Origin of the sequence: Pseudomonas bharatica, from assembly GCF_048586865.1 — a bacterium.
Taxonomy (GTDB): Bacteria; Pseudomonadota; Gammaproteobacteria; order Pseudomonadales; family Pseudomonadaceae; genus Aquipseudomonas; species Aquipseudomonas bharatica.
The window spans coordinates 102,734-114,642 of sequence record NZ_JBMAWR010000007.1 but is presented as its reverse complement, the minus strand read 5'-3'; the positions used below and the strand labels follow the sequence as shown (position 1 = coordinate 114,642).

Sequence of the window (11,909 nt, the reverse complement as noted above, 5' to 3'; positions counted from 1 at the left end):
GCTTATTGATGGTTGCGAATGACTGCGCTCGTGACGGAACACGACGTGCGGATGCGGGTCAAAGCGCCAGTTACCGAATCTGGAGAAGTGAATGCTGCGTTTCATCGCCCCCACCCTGAGCTTGCTGCTGGTCCTGCCGATCGCCGCCAATGCCGCGTCCAAGCAGGAATACGAATTGAGCCAGATGCTCGAGAAAGTCGCACGGGACAGTAGCGTCGGAACCCCACGCGCCATCAACGAAGACATCCTCGACCAGGGTTACACCGTCCAGGGCCCGCAACTGATCAACCATTTGAGCGTCCGCCCCAGCCACGCCGAGCAGATGCGCGCCAATCCGGACAAGGTACGTGACCAGTTGGGCGCCAGTGTCTGTACCAACAATGGCTATCGCCAGTTGCTGGCACGAGGGGCTGTATTGACTTACCAGTTCACCGAATACAAGACCAACCGTCCGGTGGCCGTGGAGAACTTCAACGCGCAAAGCTGCGGCATCAACGGCAAGAAGAAGTAACTACATCAATTGACTGCTTTCGCGCCGTTGTTCCTCATCGGCGCGCAACTCCGCGACCAGCGCCTGCAGATAGCGTGAACGGCGCTCGCCGCCTTCCAGCCGGCGCAGGCATTCCTCTTCGAATGTCAGGTTGTTGGCCCGGGCGGCATTTTGCAAAAGCCGGAACAGCTGGCTATCGACCTCCAGACTGATACGTTGCATTGGCAGCCTCCCTGAGCCGCATATCGCCAAGGTTCAGTTAACCAGAGCATTCGAAATATTGGATCCGATCTGACGAGCGGCGCATGTGGTTTCCGAGAGAAACACGACGACGATCTGTCATGACCTCATGCGTACATGGGCGATGGAGCGCAAACACTTGGTAGGGTCTAGATTGATTACAAACATCTTTCGAATACCGGACAGACACAGGAGGCTGTCCGCGCCCGGTCCGTGCCGCGACAAAATCCCGAAAAAGAGAACACAAAGGGATAGGTCATTGCTGCAAAAAGGAGACGTTTGATGCCTTATCTACCCAACGAGCTGCTTGCCAGCCACTTCAGGAACCAGGGAATCGACCTGGACCACATCGACCGGCAACTGAGCCTGGTCGCCGCCGACAGCCCCAACCTGCCGCTTTACCGGGACATGATGCTCACCGTGCTGCGCATGGCCCACGACGACAGCAACCGCTGGAACGCCAAGATCACCCTCCAGGCCCTGCGTGAACTCGACCACGCATTCCGGGTGATGGAACAGTACAAGGGACGCCGCAAGGTCACCGTATTCGGCTCGGCCCGCACCCCGGTCGAACACCCCATGTACGCCCTGGCCCGGGAGCTGGGCGCGACTCTGGCCCGCTCGGGGCTGATGGTAATTACCGGCGCCGGGGGCGGCATCATGGCCGCTGCGCACGAAGGCGCCGGCGTGGACAACAGCCTGGGCTTCAATATCACCCTGCCCTTCGAGCAGCACGCCAATGCGACGGTGGACGGCACGGACAAGCTGCTGCCGTTCCATTTCTTCTTTATTCGCAAACTGTTCTTCGTCAAGGAAGCCGATGCTCTGGTGCTGTGTCCAGGCGGGTTCGGCACCCTGGACGAAGCATTGGAAGTGCTGACCCTGATCCAGACCGGTAAAAGCCCGCTGGTGCCGGTAGTGTTGCTGGATGCGCCCGGCGGCAGTTTCTGGGAGGACGCACTGGCCTTCATCAAGCGACAACTGGAAGAAAACCGCTACATCCTGCCCACCGACATGAAACTGGTACGTCTGGTCAACAGCGCCGAAGAGGCGGTCGCCGAGATCAACCAGTTCTACGCCAACTATCACTCCAGTCGCTGGCTGAAAAACCAGTTCGTGATTCGTATGCAGCATCCCCTGAGCGAAGCGGCACTGCTGGACATGCAGGAGAGCTTTGCCGACCTGCGCCTTAGCGGAGATTTCAGTCAGCACGGCTATACAGGGCCGGAACAGGACGAGGCCGGTTTCAGCCATTTGCACCGTTTGGTATTTGCGTTCAACGGACGCGATCAGGGCCGTTTGCGGGAACTGGTGGACTTCATCAACCTGCCGGAAAACCGTGAATCCCAGCCATCCATGCCTGCCGCACAGCGCACACGGCAACCATCCAGGGTCACCTGAGCGCCATCAATCGTCGAAGCTTCGGCCGCTGAGCAGGCGGCCGACCCTCTCCATGGAAAAACCGCGATAGACCAGGAAGCGGGTCTGTCTGGCCCGCTCGCGTGGGTCACTCGGTAACTGACCGGAAAACTTGCGCTGCCAGAGATCAACCAGTTGTACCTGCCAATCAATGTCGGCGTCACGCAATGCCTGCTCGACATCGCCCCGAGGTAGGCCGCGCTGGGTCAGCTCCTCGCGAATACGCGAGGGTCCAAAGCCCGAACGCGCCCGTGAGCTGATATAGCTTTCCAGATAACGGGTTTCGCTCAGCAGCCCCTCGTCCGCCAGGCGGTCGAGTTCGTGCTCGATCATTTCAGGAGGGGCGCCGCGCTGACGCAACTTGCGCGTCAGCTCGGCTCGACCGTGCTCGCGGCGTGCGAGCAGGTCCATGGCTGTCCGCCTGACGGCGACGGGGGTGTCGAGTACAACGGACATGCGCGGGCTCAGAAGTCGGCGTCAGCGTCGGCCATGTCTTCCGCAGATTCGTTTTCTGCTGCGGCTTTGCCGGCAGCATCGACGGCACCCGGGTTCAGCAGTTTTTCACGGATCTGCTTCTCGAGGGTCTCGGCGATTTCCGGGTTCTCGGCAAGGAACTTGGCCGAGTTGGCCTTGCCCTGGCCGATCTTGCTGCCCTGGTAGCTGTACCAGGCGCCGGATTTCTCCAGCAGACCGTGCAGCACGCCCAGGTCGATGATCTCGCCGTTGCGGTAGATGCCCTTGCCATAGAGGATCTGGAACTCGGCCTGACGGAACGGAGGCGCGACCTTGTTCTTGACGATCTTGACGCGGGTTTCGCTGCCGACCACTTCGTCGCCTTCCTTCACCGCGCCGGTACGACGGATGTCCAGGCGCACCGAGGCGTAGAACTTCAAGGCGTTACCACCGGTGGTGGTTTCCGGGCTGCCGAACATCACGCCGATCTTCATGCGGATCTGGTTGATGAAGATGACCAGGCAGTTGGCGTTCTTGATGTTGCCGGTGATCTTGCGCAGGGCCTGGGACATCAGGCGGGCCTGCAGGCCCACGTGCATGTCGCCCATCTCGCCTTCGATCTCGGCCTTAGGCACCAGGGCCGCGACGGAGTCGACGATGATCACGTCGACGGCGTTGGAGCGCACCAGCATGTCGGTGATTTCCAGGGCCTGCTCACCGGTGTCCGGCTGCGAGACCAGCAGGTCGTCGACATTGACGCCCAGCTTGCCGGCGTATTCCGGGTCCAGCGCGTGCTCGGCGTCGACGAAGGCGCAGGTGGCGCCGGCTTTCTGGGCCTGGGCGATGACCGAGAGGGTCATGGTGGTTTTACCGGACGATTCCGGACCGTAGATCTCGACGATACGGCCTTTTGGCAGGCCGCCGATGCCGAGGGCGATGTCCAGGCCCAGGGAGCCGGTGGAAATGGCCGGGATCGCCTGACGTTCATGGTCGCCCATGCGCATGACCGCGCCTTTACCGAATTGACGTTCGATTTGACCCAGGGCCGCAGCCAAGGCACGCTTCTTGTTGTCGTCCATTGAAGTCCTCACGTAATCGATAGGGCCTGACGGCCAGAAACAACTGTATAAGTAGCCAGTATTATTCCACAGGGTTTTGTTTCCGCCTACCCCCGATTCGTGAATTACTCCGCACCAAGCTGTAACAAGCCCTCTAGCGCGGCTATTACCGTTTGTCGGCGCACGCTTTCGCGATCGCCGTCGAAGTGCCGGCGCTCGCTGCTGACGTGCTCGCCGTCGGCCCAGGCCAGCCATACCGTGCCCACCGGCTTGGCGGCTGAACCACCATCGGGCCCGGCCACGCCGCTGACCGCCACGGCGAACCGCGCGCCGCTGGCAGCACGGGCGCCGCGGACCATGGCCTCGACCACCTCCTGGCTGACCGCGCCGACCTGGTCGAAAAGCGCTTCCGGCACCTGCAACTGACGGGTCTTCTGCGCATTGGAATAGGTCACGTAGCCAGCCTCGAACCAGGCCGAACTGCCGGGCACGCGGGTGATGGCCTCGGCGATGCCGCCACCGGTGCAGGACTCCGCGGTGGTGACCTGGGCATTGAAATGACGCAGACGTCCGCCCAGGCGGATGGAAAGAACGGTGATCGGGTCCATGGCAAGCTCCTTGGGAAAACCGCCCTACCCTACACCACTCAGAAGGCCAGTGCGCGTACGTAGGCCTGGCAGGCATGCAGGGCGATCAATCCTTCGTCGCCGTCGGCGGTGATGGCGATAATTCGTTGAGCATGCGCCGGGTCAAGTCGGGCTCGCGAGGGGCCATGAACCAGGCCGCCGGCGGGGGTGGTGGCAGGCACAATGGTGGAGTCGGTGTCGCTGGCGAGGAGGACTGACAACCGCAGATCAGCAGTAGCCAGGCGGTCGCGCAGGCGCGCCTGAGTCTGTCGGGCATCGATAAGCTCCCGGGAATGGGCCTGGTCAGCGGACTGGATGCGTTGTTCAAGGGCCAGGCGACGGCCCTGCTCATCCTGCAACCGTGCGGCAAAGGCCTCGGCCTGTTGCCGACGCTCGTCGGCGTATTCGTTTTCGCGCACGGCCATGGCCCGCTCATGACGCCAGGCCTGGACCTGCCAGGTCAGCGCGCAGGCCGCCAGCACCAACAGGGCCAGCGCGATCAGCCGTGCACCGGTCAACACAGCACCTCCCGTGCCCGGGCCCAGAGCTTGAGGCGATCCTCCAGCCCGTTGAGCCCGCCATTGATGTGCCGGGTAATGCGATTGAACTCGCCCAGGTCGGCCAAGCGATTGAGCCCGCGCGAATGCCAGAACCAGGCGGCAGACTCCGTCGCCCACTGGGGTTCCTCAAGCATCTGCGGACGCGCCAGCAGGCGCTCGTCCTGGAACAGCGCCATGCTGCAGGCACGGTAGTTGTTGCGTCCGGTGATCTGGATCAGGCCGCGGCCGCAGTACAGTTGACCATCGCCGTCGGCCTCGGGGGTGTTACCCAGGCGCAGGGCCAGGGTGCCGGTGTCGTAGCGCGCCAGGTAGTGGTCCTGGCCCAGTTCCTTCACGTAGCGCAGTTGCCCGGACTCGTGACCGATCTGGGCGAGAAAGGCGGCCATGCGGCGTGGTGTGTCGATGGACCAGTGCGCCATGGCAGCATTCAATGGCGCAACGAAAACGCCCGCTGAGGTGCGGGCGTTGGGATAGATGCGGAACAGCTCGGATTCTGTCAGGTTCATTTGGGCTCCTTGCTCTGCGTAACCTTGAGCGGCTTGCTCTGCCGGGTCTTTTGGCTTTTCGCCGTGGACTTGCCCTGGTTGGTGCCGTTGCATTGCACGGTGGTGTCCCAACCCGAAACGGTGAAGGTCTGGGTTACCGTGTCGATCAGGTAATCGCCATCCAGCCCATCCTTGAAACCCTGCACCCGCAGCATGCGCTCGGCAAACAGGTCGGTGCGTCCGGCCATTTCCAGGGACACCGTGGCGGTACTGCGCTTGAAGGCCTCCATACGGGCCTTGGCTGCCTGTTCCGCGGCGCTTCTGTTCGGATAGATATGCCGCTCGGTAAAGACCGCACCGACATCATCGGGCTTGTCTTCGTTTTCCACCCGGACGGCCTGCTGCTGGCCGCTGGCCGGGTCCTGGTAATGGGTCTGGGCCGCCTTGTACGTAGCCCGGTCCTTCAACTGGAACTTCCAGCGGCGCACATCATGCAGCGCTACCCCGACCACCCCGAGGTCCTTGCCACTGGCGCTCTTGCCAGCCTGGCGGGGCAACACCAACAGCGCACCGTCGGCGATCTTGGCGGTACAACCGTATTGCTGCGCGATGCGGGTAATAAAGTTGAAATCCGATTCCTTGACCTGTTCGACCCGAGGAATGGCGGTGGTCACCGGGCACTGTGGCTGCCAGCCATTGCGCGCGGCGATGTCGCGGACAATCTGCTGCAGCGTCCTGTTCTCCCAGCTACCACTGCGAATGGTCTTGCCGGTCCCGCGCATATCCGCTGCCTTGCCGCGGATTTCCATGGTCTGGGCCGGTCCGCTGAGATCGATCTGATCCACCGTATAGCGCCCCAGCCGTGTCAGCTCCTGACCGGAATAGCCGAGGTAGACCTCCAGTTGCGCTCCCCGCGCCGGCAGGGCCAGGGCACTGTCACGGTCATCGAGCCTGAGCTCGAAGTCATCGGACTCCATCCCCGTCTTGTCGGTAGTACGCAGGAGCAGGACACGGTCGTTGATCAGCGCCGTTATGTCCTCGCCGTCGGCGATGATGCGAAACACAGGTTGCATGTTCAGGCTCCCGAAAAAGCAGACCCCGCACGAGGCGGGGTCTGACACTGCAAATGACTCAATCCCACAGCATGAGCGTGGAGTCGCTGGCGCCGGACAACACCGGCAGCCTGATCAGCACGCCAGCGCGAAACGGCTGGGCTTCGTCGGCCAGGCCCTGGTTGGCTGCCAGCACCGCCTCGACACTGCCGCGCAGATGCCCGTAGTAGTGCTGGCACAGGGTATCGAGCAGATCCCCTTCAGAGGTTCGGCATATCGTCGCCATAGCTCACGAACTCCAATGTGAAGGCTTGCTTGCCCGGGATGCCGCCTGCCAGGAAGCTGTCCTGGGCTTCGGTCACGCTGACCAGGCACCAGTTGCCGAGGATCTCCCCGTAGCCGGTAGTGAGGCTGAAGGGCTTCAGTTGCTGGCCGATGCTGCGCAGGCGCTCCAGTTGACCGAGCCCGCCCTTGAAGGAAGGAAAGACCGCGCCTTCCAGGGTGATCTTGTCATCCCCCATGGCCACGGCCTGCTGCGCCCTGCTGCGCGACAGGCGATCCTGACCGGCCCAGTTGAACGCCTTGGTGCGCTTGAACTGGTTGAACGCTGCGGTATCAAGGTTGAAGTAAAAAGCTTCCGCGCCGTTTTCCAGCGGTTGCAGAACCAGCAGGTGTGGAAAGGGCTTGACCGCTTCTTCCGCCGGGGTCGTCCGGGGCGCGAAAGCGCCGGTCGGCAGGATCGCGCCCAGCGACGGGCTGACCTTGCCGGCAACCCGGTTGATCGCTGCGGCGGCCTTGCCGGCTTGCTCGGAGAAACTCTCCAGCCGGCCCTCGACCTCGCTTATGACACTGACCGCCCGGTTGTACGTCGCCGCAACCGTCCCCACCGTCGATTGCGCCACCTCGATGGCGCGCAGGGTGCGTTGCAGCTTCTTGCCGATGATTTCGCCCACGAAGGGCAGGTTTTCCAGCTCGGTGGCCGCACCGGTGATATCGCTGACGGCGCCATTCAAGGGCCCCAGCATTTCATCGGCACTGCGCCGCCCGGCCTCGCCCGCCGCTACCAGTGAGCGCAGGCTGGATTGCATCGATTCCATATAAGCCATGATTGCTCCTCAGGCGACAAAGGTGACGGCAGGTGTGTCCCAGATATGTCCGCCGCTGTTGGCCTGCGCGGCGTAGCCGTTGAACAGGCGCTGGATCTCCGGTTGCAGGATCCGAACCAGTTCGGCAGGGTCGGTCACGCTGCCCTGGATATTGATGGCAATGGTGGGCGACACCGCAAAATGCTGCGGCATGCTGGTGGTGATCGACACGGGCGCGGAAGCAGAGGGCGCCGGCAAGCCGGCAGCCGACGGAACCGCTTCGCCCAAGGAGCGGACCACGTCACCGCTTTTCAGAGGCAAGGGAGGTCGCTCACCTGCCGGTTGCCCAATCGCCGGATTGGGGCTGTCGATCCTCGCGCCCCGGAACGGGATGACCGGTGCCAAAGGACGAGCGCCCTGCCCCGGATCAACCGTTTCGCCGGGCGCCTTGAGCAACAGGGCAGCCGCCTCGGGCGCCTTGACGACCGTCAGCAACTTGCCGGCATCCGCCCCGGGCAGTTCCGCCAGGGGAGGCCTGGCGCCAGACGTATCCGGCCTGGCCTCGTCGCCCCAGAGTTCATTGACCTTGCGCCCCGCAACCTTTCCGAGCTTGCCACCGATGTAACCACCGGCTAGCGCCCCGACAGGCCCGAGGAACGCGCCAAGCAGGCCCACGGCCAATGCCCCCGCGGCCTCACCATAGCCTTCGGCTTTTTCCCGGCCGGTTTCGGCGTTCTGGTAAGTATTGATCGCCATGGCCGCGCTGCCTGCTACCGCCAGGGCGCCGCCCAAGAGTTTCGACACAAGCGGCACCTTGGAAGGGCGCGGAACTTCTGGCAGAAGCGTCCCGACCTTGGCCACAGCCTGCCCGACACGCGCGCGCCACCCAGGCGCCCCGGGTGCCGGCTTGAACACCGTCGCAGCGGCCTCCGCCAGCACCTTGCCGCGCGGTCCCGCGACCGTCCGTACCGCCTCCAGCAATGCCTTGCCCTTGGCCAGCGCGGCGAACGAGGTCAGCAAAGCGGCCCCACCCACCACGACCCCGCCAAGCACGGTCACCACCGCGCCCAACTGCTCGACCACCGTGCCCAGGATGTTGGCGCCGGTGGTCATCAGGGAGGTCCATTGCGAGTAGAGGGGTGCCAGGGCTCCGCCTACCGCAACCGAGACCCCGTCGTTGGCGGATTGCTGCGCCTTGCCTTGCCACTCGAGCGTTTGACGGCGGTCCGCCAGATCATTTTCGATGTAGTTCGGGGTCGTCCCCTTGGCGCTCGACGGCATGAACGCCTGGCCGTACCGGCCCATGTCGGCCGCGGAATTGCCTCTCTCGCGCTGGTACTCGAGAAAGAGCGCTTTGGAATTGCTGACGATGTCGTTGTAGTTCCCGGTCTTGCCGGATTCCTGTTGAAGAATCGCCGAGAGACGAATGGCGTCCTGCGGATCTCCTCCCACTTGCGGAAGCAGCCGCGTGATCGCCTCGGCTGTCTGGGAAATGCCAAGCGATCCGGTGCCAGCCTGGCCGACAAGGGTATTGAGCAGGCGTTCGAGCCCATCGCTGCCCTGCCCCGGGGAAAGGGTACGAAACAGTCCGGCAGTCACGCCTTCGCTCACCTGCTGGCCATCGCTGAACCTGGCGGCAAGACGCCCCTCCGGCACCAGCGCGTTGAGGCCCATGCCGGCATCGAACATGCCCAGGAGCTGGCTGGCCGCTTCGGTTTTGCTCAGGCTGGTGCCATAGGTCATCCTGCCGATCTGCGCCTCGATCCTTGCCCTCTGTACCTCTCGCTGCGCGGGATCCTTCTCTCCCTGGATCACCAGCTTGCTGACGATGCCCTCGTAGGTGGCGAAACGATCCACTGCACCGTCCGCCGACTGCAGGACGGTTCGGGATGCATCGTTAACCCGTTCCTGCGCATCCTCCCTGCCGGATGACTGCCCGGCAGCCGGAAAACGCACGGCCCCCATGGCCTTGCCCAGCTCGTCGTAGGATTTGGTCAACCTGGGCAAGGTCTCCAGTTGGGTGGACAACCTCTTGCCGATCTCCCCCAGGGAGGCCTGCCATTTCTGCGCCGACTCCGCCGCCGCGTCGTTGGTCATCCTCAAGGCCGAGGCAAGCGGTAACGCCTGCTCGGTGGCGCGCCTCAGAGCCTCGCCGATGCGCAATGCCAACGACTCGATCCGCACCACCTGGGCCTCGACCAGGTCGAAGACCTGGCCAAGGACAGGTTCGACGGCACCTCCTATGTTTATCTGGACTTTCAGTTCGCCCGCCATATGTCCTCCATGCGCGCAAACCGGCTCACTCTGTGAGCCACCAGACCATGTCGGAATACGACATGGTCATGATCTCGGTGGCAGAGAAATTCAGCTCTCTGGCGAGCCGCTTCGCTGCCGCTTTCTGACGCGAGGGATCAAAGCTCGTCGTCCTGCACCAGGCGAAAATAGCCGGCCTGCAGACGGCTGTAGTCCTTCAGGGCCAGGCCTTCCAGATCCTTGACAGCGACTTCGGCGAGGGAGGCGAACAGGTTCAGCTCCCGGGTTTCGTCGTCGGCACCGCCCGATTGCGCGGCGCGCAGGTCACGCACCGTGGGCGCCCGCAGCGACAGGCTGTCGACCTGAATGCCGTTGGCCTCGGTGGCGCGGCTCAACTTAACCACCACGCTGTCCGCGCTGACGGTCAGCCAGGCGGGTACCTTCGTTGCTTGCTTCATACGAGCTTGTCCTTGTGTCAGAGGCCGAGGGCGGTACGCTGGGCGGCGAGCTGGTCAACGCCGTTGACCACGCGCTTCATGCCCAGCGGGTCGATCTCGTACAGCAGCCGGCCATCGATCTCCAGCTTGTAGTAGGTCAGGGACACGACGTGATTGGTCTCCGGCTTTTCGGAGGCTTTCCAGTCACCCATCTCGACCTCCTTGAGCATGCCGCGCAGGGTCACCACCACCGGCGTGATCGCCCCTTTCAGGCCCTTGAATGCACCACGGAACGTGCCGTTGAATGCCGAGCTGTCGGCCAGGCCGAAGAACTTCAGCGCTTCACGGCGAACGCCGGTGGTCTTGAAGCTCGCGCTCAGCGCCTCCATGCCCTGGTCGATCTCGATCGCGGTATCCATGCCACCGACACGGTGGCTCTCGACCTTGATGGCGAGCTTGGGCAGGGTCAGGCTGGTGACGTCGCCCTGGAAGCTGACGCCATCGACGAACAGGTTCAGGTTCGCCAGGGTTTGCGGAATCATTGCCATCTGTTGTTCTCCTTAAGCGTTTTGGTCGAGGACTTCGGTCAGCCACTGGTTGGTGACCTCGACGCGGAAGTTGGGGTTTTCGGCAGGCGGTACGTCGGTGAAGCGGATGTTCCAGTAGACCTTGCCCTGCTCCAGCTGGCTGGCGGTGTTCAGGTCCGGGTCGGCGTAGACCTCGAAATTGATGATCGCGCCCTGGGCCTTCAGGTCGCGCATGAAGTTCTCCAGGCCCTCGGTCACGTCCTTGACGTAGGTCGCGGTGATCGAGCGGTCAACTGCCCATTTGTGGCCGTAGAGGATCGCGTCCATGACGATGTCCATGGTCCGCACGCGGGTGACGAAGGCCCATTTCGGATCGCTGGACAGGGTACGGTTGCCCCACAGGCGGAAGCCGTCATCACGGATGATGGTGGTGATGTTGGCGTTGTTCAGCAGATTGGCCCGGCAGCTTTCATCACCGTCGAGGAACTCCACGGCACGGGTGGTACCGGTGATGCCGACGAACTCCTTGTTCGATGGCGAGGCCCAGAAGCCGTATTCGTTGTCGGTCCAGGCGAACAGACCGGCGACCCAGGCCGAGGCCGGTGCATCGACGGTGGCGTCGGCGCCGGTGTCCCAGTACTGCACGCCCGGATCGACCATGAACGCGCGCTTGGCGCCGAAGTTTTCCGCATAGGCCAGTGCGGCCTCGTCGGTGGTGCCCGGACCGTCGATGATGGCCAGGCCGCGCAGCTTGTCGGCCAAGGCCACCAGGGCGGTGCCGACAGCCTGGGTGGCACTGTGTTTCGGGGTCACCAGCAGACGTGGCTGGGCGTTGAAACGGCTCTTGCCGTCGAGCAGCGCCTGCAGGCCAGTACGCTTGCCGTTGGCCTCGACGCCGCCGATGATCGCCGAGGTCTGCTCGGCGGCATCGCTCAGCCTGGCCACGCCGCAAGCGACGATGACCGCCTTGGCCCGGGCAAAGACAGCCTGGCAGGACTTGGTAATGGCGGCATCGGCGCCGAACGCGGCAACGGCTTCACGCTCGCTGGTGATCAACACCAAGTCGTTGGCCTTGGCCGTGGCGGTCGGGCCTTCGGTGAAGGTGTCGACCAGGCCGATGATGGAAGAAGACGGCAGCGCGATGCTGCGCGCACCGGTGTCGACGTTGGTAACGGTAACGCCGTGGAAGAATCCACTCATAGATATTTCTCCAGATGTGAAAAG

15 protein-coding genes are annotated in these 11,909 nt (G+C 63.3%); 2 read left to right on the top strand and 13 right to left on the bottom strand.

The window, feature by feature from the left end; translation table 11 throughout:
• Positions 1 to 91: 91 nt before the first annotated feature.
• Positions 92 to 511 (top strand): quorum-sensing-regulated virulence factor family protein, encoded by a 420-nt coding sequence (locus tag ACKLLE_RS11060; RefSeq protein WP_009395176.1) that lies wholly within the window; start codon positions 92 to 94, stop codon positions 509 to 511.
• Here ACKLLE_RS11060 and ACKLLE_RS11055 read toward each other — a convergent pair whose 3' ends face one another.
• Positions 512 to 712, bottom strand: a complete 201-nt coding sequence (locus ACKLLE_RS11055) for a hypothetical protein (RefSeq protein WP_009395177.1) — start codon at positions 710 to 712, stop codon at positions 512 to 514.
• A gap of 300 nt (positions 713 to 1,012) precedes the next feature.
• Here ACKLLE_RS11055 and ACKLLE_RS11050 point away from each other — a divergent pair, with 300 nt between their 5' ends.
• Positions 1,013 to 2,131 (top strand): LOG family protein, encoded by a 1,119-nt coding sequence (locus tag ACKLLE_RS11050; RefSeq protein WP_064302321.1) that lies wholly within the window; start codon positions 1,013 to 1,015, stop codon positions 2,129 to 2,131.
• Between the two features lie 6 nt (positions 2,132 to 2,137).
• Here the strand turns inward: ACKLLE_RS11050 and recX are convergent, their stop codons facing one another.
• The 12 genes from recX to ACKLLE_RS10990 form a co-directional block, all read right to left on the bottom strand.
• Complete coding sequence (gene recX / locus ACKLLE_RS11045) at positions 2,138 to 2,605, bottom strand: recombination regulator RecX (RefSeq protein WP_064302322.1); 468 nt, start codon at positions 2,603 to 2,605, stop codon at positions 2,138 to 2,140.
• An 8-nt stretch (positions 2,606 to 2,613) separates the two neighbouring features.
• A complete protein-coding gene (recA, locus tag ACKLLE_RS11040; RefSeq protein ID WP_009395182.1) occupies positions 2,614 to 3,681 on the bottom strand; it encodes a recombinase RecA in 1,068 nt (355 codons plus the stop codon).
• A gap of 104 nt (positions 3,682 to 3,785) precedes the next feature.
• Entirely contained in the window at positions 3,786 to 4,268 is a 483-nt protein-coding gene (locus ACKLLE_RS11035; protein ID WP_009395184.1) for a CinA family protein, read from the bottom strand.
• A 38-nt stretch (positions 4,269 to 4,306) separates the two neighbouring features.
• The gene (locus ACKLLE_RS11030) at positions 4,307 to 4,804 is read right to left on the bottom strand and encodes a lysis system spanin subunit (RefSeq protein ID WP_420057933.1); all 498 of its coding nucleotides are present in this window, start codon (positions 4,802 to 4,804) and stop codon (positions 4,307 to 4,309) included.
• Positions 4,801 to 5,352 (bottom strand): glycoside hydrolase family 19 protein, encoded by a 552-nt coding sequence (locus ACKLLE_RS11025; RefSeq protein ID WP_420057932.1) that lies wholly within the window; start codon positions 5,350 to 5,352, stop codon positions 4,801 to 4,803. The genes ACKLLE_RS11030 and ACKLLE_RS11025 overlap by 4 nt, the downstream gene beginning before the upstream one ends.
• Positions 5,349 to 6,404: a phage late control D family protein gene (locus ACKLLE_RS11020; RefSeq protein ID WP_420057930.1), complete on the bottom strand. Its 1,056-nt coding sequence runs from the start codon at positions 6,402 to 6,404 to the stop codon at positions 5,349 to 5,351. Before ACKLLE_RS11020 ends, ACKLLE_RS11025 begins: the two co-directional genes overlap by 4 nt.
• Positions 6,405 to 6,462: 58 nt before the next feature.
• Positions 6,463 to 6,669, bottom strand: coding sequence for a tail protein X (locus ACKLLE_RS11015; RefSeq protein WP_420057928.1), 207 nt, complete (start codon positions 6,667 to 6,669; stop codon positions 6,463 to 6,465).
• Positions 6,644 to 7,489 (bottom strand): phage tail protein, encoded by an 846-nt coding sequence (locus tag ACKLLE_RS11010; protein WP_420057927.1) that lies wholly within the window; start codon positions 7,487 to 7,489, stop codon positions 6,644 to 6,646. Before ACKLLE_RS11010 ends, ACKLLE_RS11015 begins: the two co-directional genes overlap by 26 nt.
• Before the next feature lie 9 nt (positions 7,490 to 7,498).
• Positions 7,499 to 9,742, bottom strand: coding sequence for a hypothetical protein (locus ACKLLE_RS11005; RefSeq protein WP_420057926.1), 2,244 nt, complete (start codon positions 9,740 to 9,742; stop codon positions 7,499 to 7,501).
• A 137-nt stretch (positions 9,743 to 9,879) separates the two neighbouring features.
• Complete coding sequence (locus ACKLLE_RS11000) at positions 9,880 to 10,179, bottom strand: phage tail assembly protein (protein WP_009395200.1); 300 nt, start codon at positions 10,177 to 10,179, stop codon at positions 9,880 to 9,882.
• 17 nt (positions 10,180 to 10,196) lie between these two features.
• A complete protein-coding gene (locus tag ACKLLE_RS10995; RefSeq protein WP_279897019.1) occupies positions 10,197 to 10,706 on the bottom strand; it encodes a phage major tail tube protein in 510 nt (169 codons plus the stop codon).
• Positions 10,707 to 10,718: 12 nt separating this feature from the next.
• On the bottom strand, positions 10,719 to 11,885 hold the full coding sequence (locus tag ACKLLE_RS10990) for a phage tail sheath subtilisin-like domain-containing protein (protein WP_064302330.1): 1,167 nt from the start codon (positions 11,883 to 11,885) through the stop codon (positions 10,719 to 10,721).
• Between the last annotated feature and the right edge of the window lie 24 nt (positions 11,886 to 11,909).